Annotated in this window: 21 protein-coding genes; 13 read left to right on the top strand and 8 right to left on the bottom strand. The window is 62.6% G+C overall.

Annotated elements, in window-relative coordinates; genetic code table 11:
- Positions 1–2: 2 nt before the first annotated feature.
- The 6 genes from KBC96_06345 to KBC96_06320 all read left to right on the top strand — a co-directional run bounded on the left by KBC96_06345 (position 3) and on the right by KBC96_06320 (position 5,120).
- Positions 3–380 (top strand): hypothetical protein, encoded by a 378-nt coding sequence (locus KBC96_06345; protein ID MBP6964008.1) that lies wholly within the window; start codon positions 3–5, stop codon positions 378–380.
- Positions 377–1,480, top strand: a complete 1,104-nt coding sequence (gene ribD, locus KBC96_06340; GenBank protein ID MBP6964007.1) for a bifunctional diaminohydroxyphosphoribosylaminopyrimidine deaminase/5-amino-6-(5-phosphoribosylamino)uracil reductase RibD — start codon at positions 377–379, stop codon at positions 1,478–1,480. Before KBC96_06345 ends, ribD begins: the two co-directional genes overlap by 4 nt.
- 44 nt (positions 1,481–1,524) lie before the next feature.
- Entirely contained in the window at positions 1,525–2,169 is a 645-nt protein-coding gene (locus tag KBC96_06335) for a riboflavin synthase (protein ID MBP6964006.1), read from the top strand.
- Positions 2,170–2,215: 46 nt separating this feature from the next.
- Complete coding sequence (locus KBC96_06330; GenBank protein ID MBP6964005.1) at positions 2,216–3,415, top strand: bifunctional 3,4-dihydroxy-2-butanone-4-phosphate synthase/GTP cyclohydrolase II; 1,200 nt, start codon at positions 2,216–2,218, stop codon at positions 3,413–3,415.
- A gap of 74 nt (positions 3,416–3,489) precedes the next feature.
- A complete protein-coding gene (locus KBC96_06325; GenBank protein MBP6964004.1) occupies positions 3,490–3,957 on the top strand; it encodes a 6,7-dimethyl-8-ribityllumazine synthase in 468 nt (155 codons plus the stop codon).
- 11 nt (positions 3,958–3,968) lie between these two features.
- Entirely contained in the window at positions 3,969–5,120 is a 1,152-nt protein-coding gene (locus tag KBC96_06320; GenBank protein ID MBP6964003.1) for a trypsin-like peptidase domain-containing protein, read from the top strand.
- Positions 5,121–5,271: 151 nt separating this feature from the next.
- Here KBC96_06320 and KBC96_06315 read toward each other — a convergent pair whose 3' ends face one another.
- Positions 5,272–6,294, bottom strand: a complete 1,023-nt coding sequence (locus tag KBC96_06315; GenBank protein ID MBP6964002.1) for a PD40 domain-containing protein — start codon at positions 6,292–6,294, stop codon at positions 5,272–5,274.
- Positions 6,295–6,546: 252 nt separating this feature from the next.
- Here KBC96_06315 and KBC96_06310 point away from each other — a divergent pair, with 252 nt between their 5' ends.
- The 4 genes from KBC96_06310 to KBC96_06295 all read left to right on the top strand — a co-directional run bounded on the left by KBC96_06310 (position 6,547) and on the right by KBC96_06295 (position 11,982).
- Positions 6,547–7,170, top strand: coding sequence for a DUF47 family protein (locus KBC96_06310; GenBank protein ID MBP6964001.1), 624 nt, complete (start codon positions 6,547–6,549; stop codon positions 7,168–7,170).
- A 14-nt stretch (positions 7,171–7,184) separates the two neighbouring features.
- Positions 7,185–7,814 (top strand): DUF47 domain-containing protein, encoded by a 630-nt coding sequence (locus KBC96_06305; protein MBP6964000.1) that lies wholly within the window; start codon positions 7,185–7,187, stop codon positions 7,812–7,814.
- Positions 7,807–8,814 (top strand): inorganic phosphate transporter, encoded by a 1,008-nt coding sequence (locus tag KBC96_06300; GenBank protein MBP6963999.1) that lies wholly within the window; start codon positions 7,807–7,809, stop codon positions 8,812–8,814. The genes KBC96_06305 and KBC96_06300 overlap by 8 nt, the downstream gene beginning before the upstream one ends.
- Before the next feature lie 249 nt (positions 8,815–9,063).
- A complete protein-coding gene (locus tag KBC96_06295; GenBank protein ID MBP6963998.1) occupies positions 9,064–11,982 on the top strand; it encodes a DNRLRE domain-containing protein in 2,919 nt (972 codons plus the stop codon).
- A 77-nt stretch (positions 11,983–12,059) separates the two neighbouring features.
- On the opposite strand, the gene KBC96_06290 is transcribed toward KBC96_06295, so the two are convergent.
- Together KBC96_06290 and KBC96_06285 are read right to left on the bottom strand one after the other, a co-directional pair.
- A complete protein-coding gene (locus KBC96_06290) occupies positions 12,060–13,271 on the bottom strand; it encodes a DUF362 domain-containing protein (GenBank protein MBP6963997.1) in 1,212 nt (403 codons plus the stop codon).
- A gap of 8 nt (positions 13,272–13,279) precedes the next feature.
- Positions 13,280–14,218 carry an SDR family oxidoreductase gene (locus KBC96_06285; GenBank protein MBP6963996.1) on the bottom strand — a complete coding sequence of 313 codons (939 nt, stop codon included), beginning with the start codon at positions 14,216–14,218 and terminating at the stop codon, positions 13,280–13,282.
- Between the two features lie 167 nt (positions 14,219–14,385).
- Between KBC96_06285 and KBC96_06280 the strand changes: the two genes are divergently transcribed.
- Positions 14,386–15,054: a GNAT family N-acetyltransferase gene (locus tag KBC96_06280; GenBank protein ID MBP6963995.1), complete on the top strand. Its 669-nt coding sequence runs from the start codon at positions 14,386–14,388 to the stop codon at positions 15,052–15,054.
- A 6-nt stretch (positions 15,055–15,060) separates the two neighbouring features.
- On the opposite strand, the gene KBC96_06275 is transcribed toward KBC96_06280, so the two are convergent.
- The 4 genes from KBC96_06275 to KBC96_06260 all read right to left on the bottom strand — a co-directional run bounded on the left by KBC96_06275 (position 15,061) and on the right by KBC96_06260 (position 18,850).
- Positions 15,061–15,240 carry a hypothetical protein gene (locus KBC96_06275; GenBank protein MBP6963994.1) on the bottom strand — a complete coding sequence of 60 codons (180 nt, stop codon included), beginning with the start codon at positions 15,238–15,240 and terminating at the stop codon, positions 15,061–15,063.
- Between the two features lie 126 nt (positions 15,241–15,366).
- Positions 15,367–16,395 carry a sensor histidine kinase gene (locus KBC96_06270; GenBank protein ID MBP6963993.1) on the bottom strand — a complete coding sequence of 343 codons (1,029 nt, stop codon included), beginning with the start codon at positions 16,393–16,395 and terminating at the stop codon, positions 15,367–15,369.
- Between the two features lie 140 nt (positions 16,396–16,535).
- Entirely contained in the window at positions 16,536–17,765 is a 1,230-nt protein-coding gene (locus KBC96_06265) for a GNAT family N-acetyltransferase (protein ID MBP6963992.1), read from the bottom strand.
- Between the two features lie 71 nt (positions 17,766–17,836).
- Positions 17,837–18,850, bottom strand: a complete 1,014-nt coding sequence (locus tag KBC96_06260; GenBank protein MBP6963991.1) for a bifunctional methionine sulfoxide reductase B/A protein — start codon at positions 18,848–18,850, stop codon at positions 17,837–17,839.
- A gap of 455 nt (positions 18,851–19,305) precedes the next feature.
- On the opposite strand from KBC96_06260, the gene KBC96_06255 reads away from it, so the two are divergent.
- Together KBC96_06255 and KBC96_06250 are read left to right on the top strand one after the other, a co-directional pair.
- On the top strand, positions 19,306–20,271 hold the full coding sequence (locus KBC96_06255) for a helix-turn-helix transcriptional regulator (protein MBP6963990.1): 966 nt from the start codon (positions 19,306–19,308) through the stop codon (positions 20,269–20,271).
- 104 nt (positions 20,272–20,375) lie between these two features.
- A complete protein-coding gene (locus tag KBC96_06250; protein MBP6963989.1) occupies positions 20,376–22,109 on the top strand; it encodes a DUF4091 domain-containing protein in 1,734 nt (577 codons plus the stop codon).
- Here the strand turns inward: KBC96_06250 and KBC96_06245 are convergent.
- Positions 22,076–23,365: a deoxyribodipyrimidine photo-lyase gene (locus tag KBC96_06245; protein MBP6963988.1), complete on the bottom strand. Its 1,290-nt coding sequence runs from the start codon at positions 23,363–23,365 to the stop codon at positions 22,076–22,078. The two genes, KBC96_06250 and KBC96_06245, sit on opposite strands and share 34 nt — an antisense overlap.
- Between the last annotated feature and the right edge of the window lie 71 nt (positions 23,366–23,436).

Genomic DNA, 23,436 nt, shown 5'->3' with positions numbered 1-23,436 from the left:
CAATGGGTTCGCCGATCCTGCAGACTGTGTTCGCATTCGGGATGGCGCTGGTGGTCGTGCTGATCTTCATGGAGATTCGCGGCTGGATCACCGGCGAGCGGCTCGTCAACCGCAGGCAGAAAGCCCTGCGCCTGCTGTCCGGCCTCTTCATCCTTCTGATACTCGCGATGATCCTGGTCGGCGACGGTCCGGCCCGTACGTATCACCCGCTGGCGGCGGTCGGATGGTGGTTCGCGTGCTTCTCGCTCGCGGTGGCGGTGGTGCTGATGGCGATGGCGGACCTGAAGCAGGTCGTGCTTCGCTTCGGCGCGGAGAGGAAGCAGAACTGCGAGGAACTGAGGGATCACGAATCTCCGATGGACGCGGACGCCCACAGATGACGGATAGCCGGTTCATGAAACGATCTCTGAGGCTCGCGCGGCGTGGACGAACCAGCCCCAACCCTATGGTCGGGGCTGTGGTCGCAAGAGAGGGGCGAGTTGTCGGCGAGGGATATCACCCAAGGGCCGGAGAGCCGCACGCGGAGGTTTTCGCGCTACTCGCGGCGGGCGACCTGGCGCACGGTGCCGATCTCTACGTCAACCTGGAGCCGTGCTGCCATCATGGGAAGACCGGGCCGTGCACGGATGCCATCATCAAGGCCGGGATTCGGAAGGTCTACGCCGCGATGGTGGATCCGAATCCACTGGTCGCCGGCAAGGGGATCGAGGCGCTTCGAGCGGCGGGGATCGAGGTCGAGATCGGGCTGCTCGAGTCCGAGGCACGGGAACTGAACCGCGGATTCGTCAAACGCGTGACCTGCGGGCGGCCGTTCGTGCTCTGGAAGGCGGCGATGACGCTGGACGGCAAGATCGCCACGCGAACCGGCGACTCAGGCTGGGTGAGCGGCGAGGCATCGAGACGATACGTCCACCGGCTGCGCGCTCAGTCGGACGCGATCATGGTCGGCATCGGGACGGTGCTGGCCGACAATCCATCGCTCACGGCCCGGATCGGGAACCGCCAAGACGCCAAGAACGCCAAGAATATCAAGAATCAGCCGATAAGGATAGTGGTAGACAGCGAGGGGCGAGTGCCCGCCGATGCGAAGGTGCTGAGCGGCGAGGCGCCGACCATCATCGTGACGAAGCAGGGCGCTCCGGAGGCGAATCTGGGCAAGCTGCGGAGTGCGGGCGTGCGGATTCTGGGTATTCAGGATAACGATGGCCGAATCGACCTGCGCTGCCTGCTCGTCGAACTCGGCAAGATGGGGATCCACACCCTCCTGCTGGAGGGCGGCGGGGAGCTTGCCGCCTCGATGATCGCGGCGGGGCTCGTTGACCGAGGGCTGATCTTCATCGCGCCGAAGATCGCGGGCGGCCGGGACGCGAAGTCGCCGGTAGAAGGAGAGGGCGTCGAGCTGATGGCCGATGCGTACTCCACCTCAAAGCCGCGGGTCCGACGATTTGGGCATGACGTTGCGTTGGAGTTCAACTTCTGACAACCAAGTGGGCGTTTCCGACGTGTCAGACGGGGATCAGAGATATGTTCACGGGCTTAGTTGAAGAGAAAGGCAAGATCTTGCGGACGCAGCCGAGTTCGAGCGGACTCAGGCTCACGATCGAGGCTCACGCGGTCGCGGAGGGCACGGCGATCGGCGACAGCGTCGCGGTCAACGGCGTCTGCCTCACCGCTGTTTCGATCAAGGGCAGGCAGATCGAGTTCGACGTCGTGCGGGAAACGGTAGAGCGGAGCACCCTGGGCGACTTGAATCCCGGTCAAGCAGTGAACCTGGAGCGGGCACTTCGGGCGGGCGCGCGCATGGGCGGGCACATGGTGCTCGGCCACGTGGACGGGGTAGGCATCGTCCGTGAGGTACGAGGGTCGGGCGGGGAGATGATCTTCCGGTTCGAGGCGCCGGCGGAGGTCATGCGGTTCGTCGTGGAGAAGGGCTCGATCGCGGTTGACGGGATCAGCCTGACGGTCGCAGACCTCGGGCGCGACTGGTTCACGACGGCGGTGATCCCACACACGCTCGAGGCGACGACCCTCGGGGACAGGTCCGTGGGTGGCAGAGTCAACCTGGAAACTGATATAATAGGCAAGTATGTACTGAAGTTTGTGGGGAAACCCGACTCCGACGACCGGCTGATGGGCTTGCTGGAAGAGGGCGGGTTTCTGGACGCATAGGTCCTATAGGACACATGGGACCAATGGGACCTGGCAGGAGCGAGAATTGGCGTTCTGTTCGATCGAAGAGGCGATACAGGAGATACGAGAGGGCAAGATTCTCGTAGTCGTAGATGATGAAGACCGCGAGAACGAGGGCGACTTCATCATGGCGGCGGAGCACATCACGCCTGACGCGATCAACTTCATGGCGAAGCACGGACGGGGGATGATATGCCTGCCGATGACCAGGAAGCGCGCCGAGGAGTTGAATCTCTCGATGATGGTCGGCCACAACACGGCCCTCCTGGGAACGCCGTTTACCGTCACGATTGACGCCGTACACGGCACGACGACGGGCATCTCAGCGTACGACCGCGCGCACACCATCAAGGTCGCCATTGACCCCGCGACGAAACCATCGGACCTCGCCCGGCCGGGGCACATCTTCCCGCTCGTGGCCAAGGACGGCGGAGTGCTGAAGCGTTCCGGCCACACGGAGGCCGTGGTGGACTTCGCACGGCTTGCGGGGCTATACCCGGCCGGCGTGTTGTGCGAGATCATGAGCGAGGACGGGACGATGGCGCGCCTCCCCGAACTGCAGAGTCTCGCGGAGGAGTTCGGGCTAAAGATCGCCACCATCGCAGACCTGATCAAGTACCGGCGGCGGACCGAAAAGTTGATCACCCGCGCGGTGACGACTCATCTGCCGACGCGGTACGGCGAGTTCAGGCTCCACGCCTATGAAACGCCGATCGAGGAAAACCCGTACATAGCACTGGTGATGGGCGACGTGTCGGACGGCGAGCCGGTGCTGGTGCGCATACATTCGAGCTGCCTTACGGGCGACGTGCTTCACTCCATGAGGTGCGAATGCGGGGATCAACTCGAGGGGGCGATGCAGAGGATCGCCGAGGAAGGCCGGGGCGTGCTCGTATACATCTACCAGGAAGGGCGCGGAATAGGCCTCGTGGAGAAGCTGAGGGCCTACGAGCTTCAGGACCAGGGATTTGACACCGTGGAGGCCAACGAGCGACTCGGATACCCGGCCGACCTGCGTGACTACGGGATCGGCGCGCAGGTACTGCTCGACCTCGGCGTCAAGAAGATACGCTACATGACCAATAATCCTGCTAAGCTCGCGGGACTGGAAGGCTACGATCTGGAGATCGTCGAGCGAGTACCGCTCGTCATCGAGCCAAACCGCGTCAATCAACGGTACCTCGAGACGAAACAGGACAAGATGGGACACATGCTGGACACGTAAGTACGAAACTCGAGATTCGACATTCGAGAGGGCATTTCGGGCTTCGGGTTTCGAATTTCCCCAAGGGGGTAGAGATGGCAAAGACATTCGAGGGAAAGCTGACTGCTGACGGACTGAAGTTCGGCATCGTCGTAAGCCGATTCAACGAGTTCATCACAGGTAAGTTGCTGGAGGGGGCGATGGATGCGCTCCTGCGGCACGGAGCCGCCGACAAGGACATCAGCGTCGCATGGGTGCCGGGGACGTTCGAGATTCCGGTGGTGACCCAGAAGATGGCGAAGTCGGGCAAGTACGATGCGGTGATCTGCCTGGGGGCGCTGATCCGCGGGGCGACTCCGCACTTCGAGTACCTCGCGGCCGAGGTCACCAAGGGCATCGCGCAGACCGGCCTGCAGTCCGAGGTGCCGTGCGTCTACGGCGTGATCACGACGGACACGATCGAGCAGGCGATCGAGCGCGCCGGCACGAAGGTCGGCAACAAGGGATTCGATGCGGCCGAGACCGCCATCGAGATGGCGAACCTGATGAAGAGCATCGGTTAGGAGGGCGTTCCGTGAAGAAACTCATCCCGTACGTGCTCGTATTCGTCCTGGGATTCGGTGCGTGCGCCTGGGTATTGAGGGAACTCGGGTACACGACGATCTCTCCGGGCGGTAAGCAGAGCGCGATCGCCAACCTGGGCCGCGATCCGGGCAAGGCCGTCCTGAGCCGCAAGGCCAACATCATAGCCGATGCGGTAGCTCGCCTGGGACCGGCCGTCGTGAACATCGACACCATCGGCGAGCAGGCCGTATCCAGCCCGTTCGAGCAGCTCTTCGGCATACCGATGTCGCCGATGAAGCAACAGGTGGTAGGTCAGGGGTCCGGCGTGATCATCAGCAAGGACGGCTACGTTCTGACCAACAACCACGTCGTCGAGGGAGCGAACAAGATTACCGTGAGGCTGGCAGACGGACGCAGGCTCAACGGCAAGCTCGTCGGGCGCGACGCGCGGACGGACCTGGCGGTGCTCAAGGTGGATGGGAAGGACCTCCCGGCGGCGGCTTTCGGCGACTCCAACGCAATACGCGCGGGAGACTGGGCGATCGCGGTCGGCAACCCCCTCGGATTCGGCAACTCGGTAACCGTCGGCGTGATCAGCGCCACGAAGCGGACCGACCTGCCGGTAGGCCCGGGAAAGGTGCTGGCGGAAGCGATACAGACCGACGCCGCGATAAACCGCGGTAACAGCGGAGGGGCGCTGGCAAATATTGACGGGCAGTTGATAGGCATCAACACAGCGATATTCTCGACCGAACCGGGCCAGGGGAACATCGGAATCGGGTTCGCAATCCCGAGCAACACAGCGCGCACGGTTGCGACTCAGCTCATCGAAAAGGGCCGAATCGTCCGCCCCTGGATCGGGGTTCAGCTCGCCGAACTCTCCGGCGATTTCGCCGCGTGGTATGAGCAGCGGGGACTGAAGCCGCCCAAGGGGGTGGTCGTAGCGCAGACGGTCGCCGACGGTCCTGCGGCGAGGAAGGGACTGCTACAGGGAGACATCATAGTGCAGATAGACGACAAGAAGGTCTCGAAACCGGACGACCTCGTCGATGAGATAGGCAAGCACAAAGTCGGCGACGTGGTGAGGCTCTCGGTGTGGCGGATGGGCCAGTCGCAGGTGATCATGATCAAGCTGGAGGAGATGCCGGCAGGAGCAGGATAGGAAACGGGACACGGCAGCCGGAAGATCGGATAAGGGAATGGGCGGGGATTCGGCGATCCCCGCCCATTCTTGTCAGTCACCTTGCAGGAGCAACCATCTCCAGATCACATGCTTCGCAGACGGAAGCCGCTTCCGCAGACCCCGGTACGACTCACAGCTTCACGATCCTCAGGCCGCCGTCGCCGGTTGAGCAGACGATTGACTTGCCGTTGGGTGACCAACTGATGGAGCCTACGTCCCCGGCCGGAGTGACAAGCCCCTTGCTCACGACCTTGAACTGCCAGTCCTTTGTGTTGCCGAGATACAGGTTCATCTCAGGCGGCGCGCCTTTGGTGGGTATGAGTTTCGCGACTGACGCGAACCGAGCGCCGTCTCTGCTCCACACGACCTGCTCGGCCCGCAGACTCTGAATCTTTCCCAGTTGGCCGTTCTTCAGATTCAGCCTGTACAGGCCCTCACCCTTGGGAGGGGCGTGGCTGATGCGCACATAGGCGACGGCGTCGCCTTTGGTGACAAACACCTCCTCAGGCCACGTCCCCTTAGCCAATGCGACGGACTTGCCGGTTCCGAGATCAACCAGCCGGATACCGGCGGCATCGAGACCGGCTTCGACGGTGCCCTGGGTCCATGCGACGAGCTTGCCCGCATTGGTCCAAGCCCCGCCTATCCCGACGACCCCGCCGACATTGGCCCCTGTCTTGACGTTCATGACGTAAGCGGCCTTCTTGTCCGGCCAGGTCATCGCGTAGAGCAGGAAGAGGCCGTTCGGAGACCATGCGATAGGAATCTGGACGGCCTGGTTCTTGTCCGAAACCAATCGCCGCGTCTTGCCTGTGGCGACATCCACCAGTACGAGGCCGCCGCTGTGGCAGGCGATCCGTTTCGAATCGGGCGACCACGCGGGTGAATCCGCGTCTCTGAGCAGTTCACGGTGCCTCCATGCGCCGCCCACGAGCGATGCAACATGAATGCTTGCGGCGGGGACTCCCGGAGCGCTCGCCGAGGCGCAGGCGTAGCGGACGTATGCTATCGAGCGCCCATCGGGCGACCACGCGGGGTCGAGATTGGCAACCGAACCGTCGGCAGCAGGACCGACGAGTACGGTCTGGGCTACCGCCTGGCCTGCGGCAAGGGCGGCGATGATTGCGATAGTGAGAAGCGATCTGTTCCTCAATGGTACGTACCTCCTGAGCCTGTATACGAGCCGCGAAGATGTTTTGTTGCCCGAACCGGCCGACAATCCACCGTGCATTGACAATGTCCGCAGCGCGCTGATACAATACGCCCGGTCTGGCATCGCGGACGGAGACGGTGGGTCAGCCGGCGGCCTGCGCGGCGAGGCGACATCAATCGGGTCAGCGCGTCATGCATGCTGACCTTTGGTCGTGAATCCGCGAGGCTGAGACGGGCGAAGGAGTGAGCTGCAATGATCAGGTTACTGCCGAGACAGGACACGTTCTTCGATATGTTCGAGAAACAGGTGGACATGGTGAACGACGCCGCGCACCGCCTGCACGAACTCGTGACGGACTACAAGGACGTCGAGGATGCGGCGTTCAAGCTGCGCGCAATGGAACACGATGCTGACGAAGTCGCGCACACGATAATGAACAAGCTGAACATGACCTTCGTAACGCCTCTCGACCGCGAGGACATCCACGAACTCGCCAGCGCCCTGGACGACATCATGGATTTCGTGGAGGCGGCGGTTGACCGCATGGCGCTATACGAGGTCGCAGAGCCTACCGACGAAGCTATAAAGCTGTGCAGCATCCTGGCCCAGGCAACTGAGGAAACCGTGAAGGCGGTCTACGGCCTGCGTGATTTGAAGAAGCCGGAGATCGTCCGGGAGGCGTGCGTCGCCATCAACCGGCTGGAGAACGAGGGTGATCAGGCAAACCGCATGGCGCTCTCAAAGCTCTTCCAGATGCACGAGAATCCCATCGAGGCCCTCAAGTGGCGTGAGATCTACGACCAGATCGAGACCGCGATTGATGAGTGCGAAGACGTCGCGGACATCATCGAGTCCGTGATGCTAAAGAGCGCTTAGGCAGGAGGCATTGCGTGAAGAGATTCCGTTTCATGCCGACCGAGGAACGTTTCTTCGATCTCTTCGACGACATCGCGAGGGCGCTCGTTGATGCCGCCGTCTGCCTGCACGATCTGATCACGGACTATCAGAATGTTGACGAGAAATGCCGCGTGCTGCGCGACATGGAGAAGTCCATAGACTGCGCCACGGACGGGATATGCAAGCGTCTCAACGACAGCTTCGTAACGCCGATCGACCGCGAAGACATCCACTCGCTGGCCTCCTGCATGGACGACGTGCTCGACTACATCGAGGCATCCGCCGACCGCATGAAGCTCTACGGGGTCGAGAAGCCTCTCGAGGAAGCCGCCGAGCTGGCGCGGATACTGATAGCCTCGACGGAGCAGATACGAGACGCCGTGCACGCTCTATCGCACTTTCGCGACATTGACGCGATACTGACTCCATGCGTCGAGATCAACAGGCTGGAGAACGACGCCGACGAGGTCTATCGGCAGGCGCTGCGCAGGCTCTTCAGGGAGGAGTCACGGCCGCTCGAGGTCGCGAAGTGGCTCGAGATATTTGCACGCCTGGAGAAGGCGACCGACAGGTGCGAGGACGTGGCCAATGTCCTGGAAAGCATCGTGGTGAAGAATGCCTGAGACCAAGCTGATAATCTTCGGGCTGGTAGTCGTTTTCGCCCTCACCTTCGACTTCATCAACGGCTTCCACGACACGGCCAATGCGATAGCGACCTCCGTGCTCACCAGGGCACTCTCCATACGAAACGCAATCATCCTCTCGGCCACAATGAACTTCATCGGCGCGATGATCTGGACCGGGGTCGCGAAGACGATCGGTTCCGGGATTATTGACCCGACCAGCGTGAGAGGCGATTCCGGCCAACTGCTGGTTCTGGCGGCTCTCCTCGGCGCCATCATCTGGAACCTGATAACATGGCTGATGGGTCTGCCGAGCAGTTCATCCCACGCGCTGATCGGCGGGCTGATAGGCGCCGTGGTCATGGCTTTCGGCAGGGGCGCGCTGAACGTGGAGGGGCTGGGGAAGATCTTCACGTCACTTGTCTTCTCGCCGATCGCGGGGTTCCTGGGCGGGATGATACTCATGATCATCGTAATGAACATCTTCGCCCAGCAGGCGCCATCAAAGCTGAACAAGTACTTCAAGGTGCTGCAGATCATCTCGGCGAACTTCATGGCTTTCACTCACGGCTCCAATGACGCGCAGAAGTCCATGGGTATCATCACGATGGCGCTCGTCGTGGCCGGGCTGCAGGACTCGGTAACCGTTCCCCTGTGGGTCAAGGTGTCCTGCGCCTCGGCGATGGCCCTCGGCACCGCGGTTGGCGGCTGGCGCATCATCAAGACCGTCGGCAAGAAGATCATGGGCCTGCAGCCGGTACACGGATTCGCCTCGGAGACGGCCGCGGCCGTGGTCGTGCTCGGCGCGACTCTGTGGCACGCCCCCGTGAGCACCACGCACGTGATCTCCTCCTCCATCATGGGCGTGGGATCGGCGAAGCGCCTGAGCGCGGTTCGGTGGGGCATCGTCGGGCAGATTCTGCTCGCCTGGATGATGACGCTCCCCGTGGCTGGGGCGCTCGGAGCGTTGAGCTACCTTTTCCTGCACATGTTTATCTAGAAGCCCTCGGACAGATTCCGCAGCAGCACCTTCTACGGGTGCGCTCTGATCTCACGGGCACAGAGCCTCCGGCTACAACGCATACCCCGTCCGATGGCAGGCACTCCGACCTCCTCCGCGCGAAACCCGGTAAATTTGCCTGTTGACAGTAGGCTATTCGCTTGATATCGTTAGTGAAGTGGGATTGTTCCTCGGTCTGGGCAGGAATCACGTGCCGGACCGTCTCTTCCGCACGAAGGAGGGACCAACATGGCGATCAGACGCCGGCAACGATCTCGAGGGCCGCATCTCACACTCCTAGCCCTCGCACTTCTCATCGCGAGCCTGAGCGCCGCGATTGCAGCGCCGACACCCGTCACCGTCACCCTGAGGCAGGGTACGAGCGGTTACTACGGCTGCACCGACACATTTCTCGACCAGTACAACCCGAACTACAACTACGGCGAATCCGACGAGCAGTTCTGGGTGCAGAAGCGGACCTCTCACGACAGAACCGCCCTGATCAAGTTCGACCTCACGGGCCAGATTCCGTCCGGCGCCTGCATCAAGTCGGCTACTCTCAGGCTCTACCAGTGGGAGGCTTACAACTTTTCTGGAGATGACTGGCTCGACGTCGGCGTCTACAGGTGCAAGTCGAACTGGCAGGAGGGCACCGGGGGCGACGACGGCGCAATCGAGACCGGGGCATGCTGGGTCTATCGGACGTGCAACCCGTATGTCGGTTGGTCGGCAGCAGGCGCGCGAGGCGTCAACACAGACAGGAACGACGGGACGGATGACGTCGAGCGCTGCACCGACGGCGCGCGCTGGGTCGAGTGGGATGTTACGCCGTCAGTCCAGTACTGGCACGGCAACCCGAGCAGGAACTACGGGCTGGTGCTCGACTGGACCGCGATAGGCGGACACACGCTCGGAGGCGTGAACTTCAGGACGAGCGAATGGGGATCGAACAGGCCCGAACTCGTGATCACCTACGTGATCCCTGAGGCCGAACCGTGCGTGACGCTGCGGTTGTCGGACCTGAGCCTGAACTACTGGGACAGCGACCCCAACATCACCTTCTACAGCAACAACGGCCAACTGCTGTGCGCCGGCACGACTTCCGACACCGCCTGGGCGGCCGACGGCGCGGCTACGACGTACACGCTGAACAGCAGCTTCGAGGCCGCGGTCAAGGTCAAGCTCCAGCAGGGGATAGTCGGCGCGAACCGGGGGCAGTTCGGGTTCGGGATGTACAGCCCGAGTGCGGGGAAGTACATTCGGTTGATGGCGATCGGCTACGGCAGTGAGTACTATGAGGTGGGTGGGCTGTGCCAGGGAAGCGGAAACGGCGAGTACCACGACGGCAGCGCGTACTGGGCCTCATACTGGGATGACGACTACCCCACCGGGCCGCCTTCCGCCGCCGCACGGTTCTTCTCGGAGACCCCGGAGAACGAGGCGACGACGTATGTCACGTACAAAATCCGCTACGACAAAACTAACGGCATGTTCTACGTCTTCGTGAACAACGTTCTGGTAACCTATTACTCCAAGGTTGACATGTCCAACTGGGTGCTGGGCATAGTGCACGAGAACGACTACAGCGGGCAGGCTACGACGGTCTGGACCAGCTTTGTAGACTGCACACCGCCGACGCCGAACCCGATGACATGGGCGGTCGGAGGCTCACCGTCCGCTGCGGGAACAGACCGAATCACGATGACTGCCAGCACGGCGACGGATGCTGACAACCCTCCTGTGGTATACAACTTCGTCGAGACCACCGGCAATCCGGGAGGCACCAGCCTCGAGCAGAGCGGCACGTCCTACACGGACACAGGGCTGTCGGCGAACACTCAGTACGGATACAAGGTCCGCGCCAGGGACAGCTATGAGACGCCAAACTACACGGGCTACTCGTCGGAGGTCAAGAAGTACACGCTGATGCCGAACCCGACGGGCATCAACGTGACGAGCGTCACGGCGACCTCAGCCGTGCTGAACGCGGTGGACATGTTCCCGAACCTGCTGCTCGGCTCCTCCGGCGTCTACTTCGACGCCGACCCGGATGCCCTGGGCGGCATCAATGAGTGGCTCAAGACGACTTCGGATACCGCGAACCTGACGCCGAATACGCAGTACACGTTCAAGATCAAGGCGCGGAACGGCGACGCAGTTGAGACGGCATGGGCCCAGACCGTCAGACGAACGCTGGCGGTCCTGCCCGGAGGCTCGCCTTACGGACCCGTGACCTCCACGATTGTCCAGGCGAACTGGAGCGCCAACGGCAATCCGTCCGGTACTCAGTACTACTGCGAGGAACTGACGACCGGCAAGAACTCAGGTTGGACCACCGGACTGAACTGGGCTCTGCAGAAACTCCAACCGGAGACCCAGTACCACTTCAGGGTGAAGGCCCGGAATGCGGACCTCGTGGAAACCGACTGGTGCGATCTCGGCATCGTCCGTACGACTCTTACGATCGGGCAGATCAAGTCCCGGTTCGGCATCGGCGATCCTGTTCGCATGAGTTACAAGGTCGTAACCGCATACTTTCCAACCGAGAACCTGATCTTCATCGAGGATCCTCTGGTCTTCGGCAAGCGGGACGGAAGTTCGGGCATCGGAGTTCGAACTCTCGGGCCCGGCCTCGTATTCTCGCCCGGAGACGTGGTTGACGTGGACGGCGTGCTGTCGCTCAACGCCGCGCCGCATGACAAGGAAGTGATCGTCGAGACGATGATGCTCCGCCCGGTCGGACGCATACTGGAGCACAACCCGCCGATCGGGGTCGGCAGAGACCTGGGAGGCGAGGCCTTCGGGTGCCAGGAGGGCGTCTACAACGACGTGAGGCTGGGCCCGCCCTCGGCCGCGACAGGCTTGAACTTCGTCGGCAAGCTCGTCTCCACGACCGGCAAGGTCCGCTTTGGCGGGTTCGGCGGGATGCAGTACATCTGGGTTGACGACGGATCGCTGCTGCACGACGGGGCCGAGAACGGCATTCGGGTTGACCTGACAGCGCTTGGCGGCATGGTGTTCCCGCCCGTCACCCAGTACGCGGTCGTGACCGGCGTCATGCGGTGCATGACCGTCACTAGCGTGGAAGGAAAGCCGTGCAACGTCAGAGTGCTGTGGCCGAGATACCCGACGGACATCCAGCAGTACGTCATACCGATCGTCCCGTAACGGTCAGGCTACCGGCAATCAAGAGGGCGGAGCCGGACGGCTCCGCCCTCTCTTCGTTCAGAACCACAGTACCGGCGTCAGTCCTCGACCAGGTCCAGCGCGCGGATTCGGAACTGCATCGGGGGGCACTGGTAGACCATCTGCAGCCGCCCGTCGAGCAGAAGATGGTTCCTCAGGCGCGTGATAGACTTCGAGCCGAGACAGCAGTCGCCCAGCATGATAACCTTGCCGGGTATATCATCGGGCACCTCAGGCTCTTTGCCGAGGACGATGGTGAGTCTGTTGGAGCCGTCGAACCAGCCGGCGTCCTTGAGCTTGTCGAGCCCTCGGCGGATGTAGTACTCGCACGAACGGCAGTACTCCCCGGCAACTATGGTCAGGCCGGGGAAGAGCTCTCTGTCCAGAATGATGTCCGGGCGCCTGAATGGCCTCCGCACACTCTCGACGCTCTCGCCCAGCACCGCGATGGATGACAGGTCCGCGGTGCCTAGAGCTTGCTCGTGCGCCACGCGGTTGATATCCACCTCCATCGGGTCGAAACCGATCACGGCGCAGGCGACCGCATCCACCGCCACGACGTCCCTTCCGGCGAAGATGAGGTTCATCGGCACGGCAGTGCCCTCCTCGGCGTGATCGCCCTCTAGGCCGACGACCGCGTCCATCACCGTCAGGTCCGGCTTCCGGACACGCAGGAAGTCTGTGAGTTTCTCGGGCAGAGCAGGATAGCTGTGGCCGAAGAGCTTGTCGTCGTCCGAGATGACGCCGTGCAGGTTCTTGATGCCCAAGGTGACGAGCGTCAGGCTGTGAATCTTGAGCACCGGCATGTCAATGAAGACGTCGGCGTCGAGCGCGATCTTCGGCACGTTGACCTTCTTCAGCACGAGTCCGCCGGGGACCTCGACCTCGATGCGCTCAGCTTCCTCGAAGAAAAGCATCTTCGCGCCCGCCGCCTCGCAGGCCTGCGTCATCCCAATCGCCTGGGAACACAGACGCGTGGTGTTGTTTGCCTTGCGGTACTTGGCGGTCGAGATGCTCCTCCCCTCGCCCACCAGGACTTCGCCGGCGCCGAGTTCGAACGCGACGGTTGCCATCGCGGCGACGACGCGCGGATCGGTAGTCAGCGGGGCCGGGCTCGGGCAGAAGATGTTCGGCTTCAGCAGAACCGTATCGCCCTTGCGAGTCAGGGGCTTGCCTTCCGTCGAGGCCAAGACGGCTCGGCGGACGGCGTCGAGGATGCTGTCGGAGTTCGCGGGCGGGTTCACCCGCTCGATGGACACGGTGGCATTCATTTTGCTGCTTACTCCTGAATCCGGGTCTTGCACCAGTCTACGGTGGTGCGGAGGCCCTCTTCGAGGTCCACTTTCGGCTCCCAGCCGAGCAGTTCCCTGGCCTTCGCGATGTCAGGGCGGCGCTGCTTCGGATCGTCGGTCGGCATCGGTCGAAACACGATCTCGCTCTTCGAGCCGGTAAGCCTGATGACGGTCTCGGCGAACTGCAGAACCGTCATCTCGTGAGGATTGCCGATATTGACCGGCAGGTGCTCGTCCGACAGCGCGAGGCGGTAGATGCCCTCGATAAGATCGGACACATAGCAGAAGCTGCGCGTCTGGCTGCCGTCGCCGTAGACCGTGAGCGGTTCTCCCTTGAGCGCCTGACCGATGAGGGTCGGCACCAGACGGCCGTCGTCCCGCCTCATTCGCGGGCCGTATGTGTTGAAGATACGCACTATCCTGGTGTCCACGCCGTGGGCATTGTGATAGGCCATCGTCATGGCTTCGGCGAAGCGCTTGGCCTCGTCGTAGACCCCTCTCGGACCGACGGGGTTCACGTTGCCCCAGTAGTCCTCGGTCTGAGGATGGACCAGCGGGTCGCCGTAGACCTCGGATGTGGACGCGAGGATATACTTCGCTCCATGTGCATGTGCCAAGCCGAGGGTCTTGTGCGTGCCGAGCGAGCCGACTTTCAGCGTCTGGATCGGGTACTGCAGATAGTCAATCGGGCTCGCGGGCGACGCGAAGTGGAAGACGTAGTCCACGCGATCCTTCAAGTACAGGTATTCGGTGACATCGTACTTGACGAACGAGAAGGACGCGCTGCCGAGATGCTGGACGATGTTCCGGGTGTCACCGGTGATGAGGTTGTCCATCGCGGTGACGGCGAAGCCGCGCTCCAGAAGCAGGTCGCAGAGATGCGAACCGAGAAACCCCGCTCCGCCGGTTACCAGCGCTCGTTCCATCTCATCCTCCGACACATCCCTTACGGACAGCTTCAATGGATTGCATTGTACCGGGCAAGAAGCGCGGGTGTCAATCGCGAATGTGAAGCGGCAGGAGGAATCGGACGTGCAGGAGAGATAACAAGTAAGCCGGTGCTTATCACGGATGGAGATTCGAGGAGGACAGGTTGCCGATAGAGATTCAGAAGATCGTTGCGGCGCCCGAGGAGATCATGGAGAGCATCCGGTCGCTCTACGAGATCTCGTTCCCTAAGGAGGAGCTGCGGCCGTTCGAACAGATCGTGGGAGAGCTGTCATCACCGGGCGAGGAGCGTCGCACGCATATGATTGCGGCCCTTGACGGGGAGAAGGTGCTGGGGCTCAGCGTCTTCGTGCTGTTCCCGACGGCGTCGCTCGGCTACCTTTGGTTTCTCTGCGTTGACCCGGATACCCGGGGGCTCGGGCTCGGCGGGAGGCTCTACGATGCGTCCGTCGAATGGCTCAGGCGCGACGCGGAGGCGCTCGGCGTAGACCTGTCGGGAGTCATCTTCGAGGTTGAGCGCCTCACCACGGAAGCGCACCCGATCTACGGCGACCCGCACAGGCGCATACGGTTCTACGAACGGCTGGGCGCGCGAATGATCGCCGGGTACGACTACCATCAACCGCCGATTCCGCCGCACGGGCCGGTCGCCCTGCAGTTGATGTTCCACCCGATGGCGGGGCAGACGTGCGACTCCCCCACCCTCGCGAGGGTCGTGTCCGAGTTTCTGCGGCTGGCCCAGGGAGTCGAGGACTCTCTGGAAGGCTGCTCCCTGGGGCTCGAACGTCTAGACCAGCGCCTGAGCTCGGCTTAGGGGCGGTCAGTCGTCGTCTTCGTTACGACCGGCACGGGCTTTCGCCAGCAGCCTGACCTTGGCGTCGCGGCTCTGCCTGCGCTTCATGTCGCAGCGCTCGTCCCAACCAGAGCACTTGCACATCTCGCCGACCATATCACACCACTGCACGTCGCCGGCTCTCCACCAGAAATGACATTCAGACATGATTGGACCTCCTCGGATGCCTGCTCGGCGGCCGATTCTCGCTCACGGCGCGCCTTCATTCGGCATTATCGGAGACCACAGAATAAGGGGTTACCTGTGCCTATTACCGGGATTGGCGTCGCCGGATCAGGCAGCGAAGGGGAATGCGTAGTCCATGTGCAGAGAGACCACGGTCTCGTCCCTGCGGCGCTCCACATCCACGGCGCTGACGAGGCTGCGCATGAGATGGAAGCCGTTGCTTCGAGGCTCGTGAGGAAGAGACGGGACGTCGGGCTCCGGCGGGGTGAAGCCCGGCCCGTGATCCCGCACCTCGACCGTGAGGCCGTCAGGACGCGGAAAGAATGAGACGTGGATGTGCGGCCGGCCCTGAAACTGCCCGGAAGAGCCGTGCTCCAGGGCGTTGACGAATGCCTCTCCGACGGCCAGTTTGAGATCGTCCATCTCGCCCATGGTCATGGGAGTGCGCGAGGCGATCTCCTCGAGATGCTTGCGGCATTCACGGGAGCCGTCGGCGGAAGCAGGGTAGACTCTGCAGACCCGCTGGAACCTGTACAGGCTCCTGAGGAAACGTTCCGGCTCGATGTAGCGGTGATTCGTCTGGAGGCTGCGGACATTCGCGTGGAAGGGATGCACGCTCTTCATCTGGAGAACGAAGGACCGAGGGGCCGCATCCGCGCTGTAACCGCACAGGGCCATCTTCACGCGGTCGGAGTGCAGGTTGATTCGCGACTCGTACTCCAGCAGTTTCATCCGGAGCGTGCGCCCCGGCATGGCATCCTCCATGTCGCCGTAGACCCGCATGCCGTTCCAGCGCGATTTAGACGCCTCGACCGCCTCACCCCAGAATTCCATCACCTGACCGAACTCAAAGGAATGCCGGCGGAGGTAGACCTCACTCACGTGATAGATCGAGAGCTGGTCGGTCCTGACGGCGTACTCGGTATCCACGCCCGCACCCCGCAGCCGCTCGACCATCGTTTCGGGGGCGACGGATGAGATGCAGAGGCATTTCTCGCCGGCGTCGAGGCCCGCCTGGAAATACCCGGCAAGGCGTTCGAAGAATACATGATCTCTCCTGGGATAGAGAAACATGCAGTGGGCGCCGGAATCCACTTCGCCGGGGATGAACCCGATCGGCGTGCTCCGCTTGCTCATGAAGAAACACCACCAAGTTCGTTCGCGGTCGAGCGCTCTTCGGCGACATGGGCCGCCGACTGCCCAGGGGCGCTCCCGCTATGTCATAGCTTATGAGACCGGTTTCTACGGCGATCCCGGAAGTTCCTCCTGCGACGCCATCAGATATCCCAGCCCAGGTGCGGCCGGGGCAGAAGAAGGCCACGATCCAGGTCTCGAAGGAGCTGCGGCGGGCCCGAGAGCCCGTCGGTGATCGCAAGACCGGACGCGGGACAAACTCCGAACCACATTCGTGTGAACGCCCCGACCGACGCGGTCAGTGCCGGCAGCGAACCGTCGGAGCCGGGATACGCTATGGATTTCGAACCGAGAGCGACGACGTACTCGCCCCCGGTTCCGTGCCACGGAGCGTCGGCATCGAGCAGGCTTTCGATCGGGTCTTCAAGGCGAAGGTTGAACCGGATGTCCCCGCAGGGGAGATGCGTTCGCTGCATGCACCCGACGAGGTCGAGGATGCGGACCTGCCAGTAGGCATCGGAGCGGCTGGAACTCTCGAACTTCGACTGGCCGCTCACATGTCTGCGCTTGAGCGGCTGACGCAGAAGGTCCTGAAGCTGTATGCCCGCAGGTTCCTGCATACTGACAAGGTGCACCTGATCGCCGAGGCTCTTGATGAGCGCGAGCAGCTCGAGGAACTGGTCTCCCTGCTGCCAGCAGATGGCTCGGATGTTGTACGGTCCGTGCGACACGTTCTCCGGGCCGACCCAGAAGAAATGGGTCAACTCACCGTTCGGACCGTCGAAGTAGCCGAGGCCGAAATCGTTCTTGCCGCCCATCATCTCCGCCTGGGTCCGCTGAGGCAACATGGAGTTACACGAGCCGTGGCCGCGCCGCCGAGACAACCTGCAGGCATGGACCGCCTCCCAGTCCGCACTGCCTAACCTCCGCGGCACGCGCGGGACCGCGTCTACGAGCAGATCGGCGGGATCGAACGAGATCCAGTTCTCGTAGGAACCGTTGCCGAATCCGAGTTTGTTGTAGTATCCCTGCTCGAACATCCCCAGTCCGGCGACCAAGGCTCCACCCGCGGCAAGGTCGGCAACCGCATGTGCCGTCAGCCGGCTTGCGAGCCTCTGCTTGCGTGCGACGCGGCTGGTGGTGACGGAGCCCACGATGCCAAAAGGCAGATCTTCGTCGAGATAGCGGATCGTTCCGGGAACAGTCGCGACGAGGCACTCGGGTTCTCCCCCGACATCCGCGACCGTCGTATTCGCAGCCGAGAGGAAGATGCCTACAGCCTCCTCCTGACCGTCCTGCAGCCAGCCGATCTCGCGCCAGATGCGCTGAACGGCCTCGAGGTCTTTCGACGGATCATATATCCTGAAGTTCATAAGAGAAGCCTCCTCGCTCACCAGCAAGATTCTAGCAAGCCAGGAGGCCGGATGTCAAAGAAAGGAACGCGTCAGTAGACCGGGCAGGAGTGGGCCGCCCCCGTCTTCTCGAAATACTGCTGATGGTACTCCTCGGCGGGGTAGAACTCTTTCGCCTCGACGATCATCGTGGCGACCGGCCGGCCCGACTTCTTCTGGAGGGCTGCCCTCGACTCCTCGGCAAGCTTCTTCTGCTCGGGCGAGTGATAGAAGACCGCCGCGCGGTACTGAGAGCCGATGTCCGGCCCCTGGCCGTCAGACCGGTACGGGTTGTGGGACTTCCAGAAGATGCCGAGCAGTTTCTCGTACGAGACTTTCGCCGGGTCGAAAACGACCTCGACGGCCTCCATGTGGCCCGTCTGCCCTGTGCAGACCAACTCGTAGCTCGGGGCCTTGACGGTCCCGCCGGTGTAGCCCACCCTTGTGGAGACGACGCCCTTGTCGAGCAGCTTCCTGAAGGCTGATTCCGTGCCCCAGAAGCAGCCGGTGGCGAACGCGGCCTTCTGGAGTCTCCCCTCGGGAAGCGGGGCGAGCCTGAGCGCGACGCCGTTGATGCAGAAACGCTTGCCCGTCGGCTCCGGTCCGTCATCGAAGACGTGACCGAGGTGGGCGTCGCACCGAGCGCACATGACCTCGGTGCGGACCATGCCGTGGGCAGTGTCCGACTCGTACCTGACATTGAGTTCCGAGACGGGCGCCCAGAAACTCGGCCAGCCTGTGCCGGACTCGAACTTCCTGTCATACTTGAAGAGGTCCGTGCCGCATCCGACACACTGGTACATTCCTTCCTTCACCTCGCCGGCGGGGCACGTACCCGGCGGTTCGGTGCCTTTCATGCGAGTGACGCGGTACTGCTCCGGAGTGAGCAGCTTCATCCACTCGGACTCTGTCCTGCGGACCTTCCGCACGAACTCATCCTGATCGAGCGCGGCGTTGTAGATGCTGATGACTTCGTCGCCGCCGCCGGGATCGCGGGTCTTCTCGCCGCGAAAAGCGATCGCCCCAGCGAGGGCGATCAGCGGGACGGCTATCAATAACTTGTACATGGCGTGCTCCTCATATTCGGCTTGCGTACACTACTAGGGACGCGAAAGGGGGCTCACGCGTTCCCGGGTAGTGCGGCGGCGCTGAAACACGGCGAGCACACCCTCGCAGGTAGTATGAAGAGGGCAGACGTGAAGACGGCCCGAGAGGGCAGTTTCTCGGGCCGTCTTCCGCAATCACCACGCCAGGTCTGGATCGCACCCAAACGATCCCTTTGTGACATAGTACGATTGTATTTTACGTTAGGAGCCGTGACCGGTCAATAGTACTTCAGACGGGATTTCTCCGGCGCATCCCCGACTAAGGTCGGATATGCCGCAAAATTTCACTTGACAAGAAAGCTGTTCTACTATATATTTGTATCATGTCGAACAGAGACGAAGGGGCCCGGTTTTCCAGCAGCCATGCCAACGCGATGTCCGACCTGATCTCCGAAATACACTCGGAGAACTTCAGCATGGACAGCTGGCGAATCGTACTCAATCTCCTGGGACGAGCGGTGCCGTTCAAGAGCGCGGAGGTGCTCCGCTTGACCCCCGGAGAGCCTCCTGAGTGGTTCACCGCTCTGTCGGACGGGAGCGCCCTCGGGTCGCACGACGAAGACGCATCCGAGATTCTGTCGCTGGGAGAGCGCGCCGCAGCTCTCAAGCTTTCGGTCTGGCGGATCACCGATGCAGTCGCGGCCGACGAGTGGGAGCAGTCCGAACTCCGTCGGCGCATGACCGCCAGCGGAATCGGCGACGTCATCAACGTTACGTGCGACGTGTCGCCCCATGAAGTTACGCACGTGTCGCTGGCGAAAGCACAAGGAGGCGAGGAGTTCTCGACAGGCGACGCTTTCCTGCTCAGGCAGGTGCGGCATCACTACATGCAGGCTTCCCGGCAGCGAGCGTCTCGGCTCGACCTCACGACGGCGGCCGAGGTGTTCCGCCAGGTCATGCGCCCCGGCTTCACGTGCGGCCCTTCGGGCGAGATGATAGACCGCAACTCGGAGCTCAGGAGATTCATCAGCGAGAACTCGCTGAATGACGAAGAACTGGTACGTTCCCTCGAACAGACCGCCAGGCAGCTCATAGAGAGCGGCAGCAACTGGTGCCACATCGAAATGGGGGACGATCACGGGCGCTTGTCGGTCCACAGGCTGAGACTTCTCGGCACCACCGTCCGCTACGCCGCGGTGCTCGACTCGCACCAGTACTTCCGACGAGTTCTCCGCCACCGCATGCAGGACGCCGGGCTCTCGGCCCGCGAGGTCGAGATCTGCACCTTGCTGATCCAGGGCCTTTCCAACAAGGAGATCGGCCAGCGGGTTTTCATCTCGGGCTCTACGGTCAAGGACCATGTGACGAACATCATCGGCAAGTTCAGTGTCTCCGGGCGAAACGAAGTCCTAAACAAACTGCTCGGCTACGACGACGAATAGGTCCGGTTCGTCGCCTCGCCCTGACAGCGTGACCGGACCCGCTCGAAATAACCGCGCGCGGCGTGTATAATGCGAACAGAGCATCTCAGGAGGCACATACGCGCATGAACTCTCTCTCCACCCTGCTCCCACTGGCCGTCGCGGCGGCCCTGATCACGGCAATCCCGATTTTCGGTTCGGAGAGCCGCAGGCCACTAATCGTCGAGCCCGACGGACAGCCGGGCCTGCAGGTCATGTTCTGGCTCCAGAGTTCGCTGAGCCGAGTCTACCCGAAGTCCGACCCGGGATCTTCCGAGCCGTTGAGCATCGCTGCACCTCGAAACGGTCAGGTGTCGTTCCAAGCGTGTCTCAGGAACGAACGCCCCTGGGAGTTGAAGGCGACATGCACCGTGACCGGCGCGGACGACCTCCGGGTGCAGGTGCGGCGGGTCGGATACGTGCCGATGGCCCACGTCACGAGCAACACCCCCGCTTCGGAACTGGAGGGCGGCGACTTGATCCCGGGCTTCGTTCCGGACCCGCTGTTCCCGGAGAACTCCGGCACGGTTCAGCCTTACGAGAACTGCTCGTTCTGGATCACGGTCAAGGTCCCGGCAGATGCGAAGCCCGGCCCGCGAACCCTGCAAGTGCACTGGAGTTTCCACGACGGCTCGCAGAAAGCCGATTTGACCGCCGACCTGGCGGTGAGTGAGTTCGTAGTGAAACCGCGAAGGGACTTCCCCGTGATCCACTGGTGGAGGTCGGAGTGCCTGTGGGACTGGTACAAGACCGGCACCTACGAAGACCCGAAGACCTGGGAGATCACACGAAACTACCTGCGGAACATGGTCGAGCACGGGACCAACGTGATCTTCGTGCCGATGTTCTTCATGCGCAGGGAGACCTTCGAGCGTCCGGCGCAGCTCCTGAAGGTCACCGAGCCGGAGCCGGGGAAGTACGAGTTCGACTTCAGCGACGTGAGCAAGTTCCTGAAGCTGGCGAGGGAATGCGGGGCGGAATACTTCGAGTGGCCGCACTTCTGGATCTACTGGGGCGCGGAGAACCCGGTGCGGGTCTACAAGCGGGTGGACGGCAAGGCGGTGATGCTCTGGCCGCCCGACACCGACGGCCACGGGCCGCTGTTCCACGGATTCATGAGGCAGTTCCTGCCGGCGTTCCACGCCTTCCTGGAATCGGAAGGCGTGCTCGACAAGTCGTTCTTCCACGTGTCGGACGAGCCCGGGGAAGGCCAGCACATCGCGAACTACAGGAAGGCCAGGGCCTTTCTACGGGAGCACGCGCCGTGGATGAAGGGCAAGGTCATGGACGCGCTCAGCAGCATCGAATACGGGCGGGAGGGCCTGACGGACATCCCGATCCCGATCATCTCGGCCGCCCAGCCTTACATTGACGAGAAGATTCCGCATTGGGTCTACTTCTGCTGCGAGCCGAGGGGGGCCTACCTCCAGCGGCTGCTCGACACCCCGCTGCCGAAGGTCCGCATGTCCGGCTGGCTCTTCTACCGGCTGGGCGCGAAGGGATTCCTGCACTGGGGGTACAACTACTGGCATGCGATGGAGCAGGAGAAGCTGATAGACCCGTTTCAGACCGCGACGAACGAGTGGTATCCGGGCATCCCTCCCGGCGACCCGTTCGTGGTCTACCCCGGCCCCGACGGCAAGCCTCTCGATTCGATCAGGTGGGAGGTTTGGTCGGAATCGCTGCAGGACTACTCGATCCTGCAGACGGCGGGCATCAGGCCGGACGACCCGATGCTGAGTGACATCAAGAGCTACGCCGACTTCCCGAAGAGCGAGGAGTGGATTCAGGGCGCGATCGGGAGACTGCTGGCGAAGTGAGCCGCGTACGCGTCGGCGTCGAACTTCCTCTTGAGCCCGGACGCGGTCATCGAGCGCACGTTGCCGAAGAAGGCTCGTTCCGGCCACGGGCGGTCGTGCTTGCCGAAGCACCAGGCAACACCCGCAAATCCGTTCGGGTCGCGGCCGTCGAACTCGTACCTGTTGTTCAGATAGAGCGCGACCCGGAAGGCTTCCTCGGCCGAGTCGTGCCATTCGATGAGCCGCTTGCCCCAGTACATACGCATATACCCGTGCATCTTGCCGGTCAGGACCATCTGCCTCTGGGCGGCGTTCCAGTACGGATCGTCCGTCCGCCCACCCTCCAGTTCGGCGGAGGAATAGACCTCCTCGCGAGCATCCCGCTCATGAGCGCGGAGGGTTTCCCTCGCCCAGGCAGGCAGGCCGTCCCACGAGTCATAGGCCGGGTTGTATAGGACGAAGTTGACCGCGAGTTCCCGGCGGACGATCAGTTGCTCGAGGTAAGCATCGGTGCCGGGTGAATCCGAGTCGAGTACGCGGAGGGCAACCTCGAGCGGGGATACCTGCCCGAAGTGGAGGTACGGGCTCAGGCGGGACTGGTAATCCACGGTGGGATCGTTCCGCTTCTGATCGTACCCGTCGAGCCGCTCGTTGACGAACTCTTCCAGCAGCCGGCGAGCCTCGGACGCCCCACCCTTCAGCCCTTCGACCGGAAGCACGCTTCTGTCCAGCGTCATCGCCTCGACCAAGGCGTCCGGGTTCGAGGCGTCGAGCGACTCGATGTCAACCGCGAGCGAAGACACCTCGGGCGCGGAGGTCGAGAGGGGAACGAGGTAGTCGGGGATGGACTTGCCGATGTTCCGCCGGAAGTCCGCCGCCGCGAAGGCCTCTTTGCCGGAAGCAGTCTCCGCGGGCACGATCACATCCGATTCGACCTGGATCACGGGACAGGCGACTCGATCGGCTGCATAGGCCCTCCATGCCCTCTGGATGCGGGTGTAGCCCCGGTCGGCGACGAGCAGGGCGGCGTCGCGGGAGAGCTCGACCGCGCCCACCTCGGGGGACTGCCTTCGGAGAACGAAGGCGATCCCGCGATCGGCAAGAGCCCTGGCAACCTCTTTCAGTCCTTGGAGCATGAAGGAGTAGTGCCTGAGGTTTGCCTCGGGATAGCTCTTCGCGAGGCCGAAGAAGACGAGCAGGGGCAGGCGGAGATCGTTGGCGGCGCGGACGGCGTACTCCAGAGCGTGGTTGCACTCGACGCGCTGGGACGCCTGCATCCAATAGAGGACGTAACGGCTGTCCGAGGCCGGCTTGTCGCTGAGCACCTGTACGCGAGTGTCGTGGATCA

The sequence above is a fragment of the Armatimonadota bacterium genome (assembly GCA_017993055.1).
Taxonomy (GTDB): domain Bacteria; phylum Armatimonadota; class UBA5829; order DTJY01; family DTJY01; genus JAGONM01.
The sequence above is the reverse complement of the archived record's forward strand: the minus strand, read 5'-3'. Positions and strand labels throughout refer to the sequence as shown.

Coding starts and splice junctions, on each gene's coding strand:
- KBC96_06345 (MBP6964008.1), top strand. CDS start 3: ATGGGTTCGCCGATCCTGCAGACTGTGTTCGCATTCGGGATGGCGCTG.
- ribD (MBP6964007.1), top strand. CDS start 377: ATGACGGATAGCCGGTTCATGAAACGATCTCTGAGGCTCGCGCGGCGT.
- KBC96_06335 (MBP6964006.1), top strand. CDS start 1,525: ATGTTCACGGGCTTAGTTGAAGAGAAAGGCAAGATCTTGCGGACGCAG.
- KBC96_06325 (MBP6964004.1), top strand. CDS start 3,490: ATGGCAAAGACATTCGAGGGAAAGCTGACTGCTGACGGACTGAAGTTC.
- KBC96_06310 (MBP6964001.1), top strand. CDS start 6,547: ATGATCAGGTTACTGCCGAGACAGGACACGTTCTTCGATATGTTCGAG.
- KBC96_06300 (MBP6963999.1), top strand. CDS start 7,807: ATGCCTGAGACCAAGCTGATAATCTTCGGGCTGGTAGTCGTTTTCGCC.
- KBC96_06295 (MBP6963998.1), top strand. CDS start 9,064: ATGGCGATCAGACGCCGGCAACGATCTCGAGGGCCGCATCTCACACTC.
- KBC96_06290 (MBP6963997.1), bottom strand. CDS start 13,271: ATGAATGCCACCGTGTCCATCGAGCGGGTGAACCCGCCCGCGAACTCC.
- KBC96_06285 (MBP6963996.1), bottom strand. CDS start 14,218: ATGGAACGAGCGCTGGTAACCGGCGGAGCGGGGTTTCTCGGTTCGCAT.
- KBC96_06275 (MBP6963994.1), bottom strand. CDS start 15,240: ATGTCTGAATGTCATTTCTGGTGGAGAGCCGGCGACGTGCAGTGGTGT.
- KBC96_06270 (MBP6963993.1), bottom strand. CDS start 16,395: ATGAGCAAGCGGAGCACGCCGATCGGGTTCATCCCCGGCGAAGTGGAT.
- KBC96_06265 (MBP6963992.1), bottom strand. CDS start 17,765: ATGAACTTCAGGATATATGATCCGTCGAAAGACCTCGAGGCCGTTCAG.
- KBC96_06260 (MBP6963991.1), bottom strand. CDS start 18,850: ATGTACAAGTTATTGATAGCCGTCCCGCTGATCGCCCTCGCTGGGGCG.
- KBC96_06255 (MBP6963990.1), top strand. CDS start 19,306: ATGGACAGCTGGCGAATCGTACTCAATCTCCTGGGACGAGCGGTGCCG.
- KBC96_06250 (MBP6963989.1), top strand. CDS start 20,376: ATGAACTCTCTCTCCACCCTGCTCCCACTGGCCGTCGCGGCGGCCCTG.
- KBC96_06245 (MBP6963988.1), bottom strand. CDS start 23,365: ATGCAGGCGTCCCAGCGCGTCGAGTGCAACCACGCTCTGGAGTACGCC.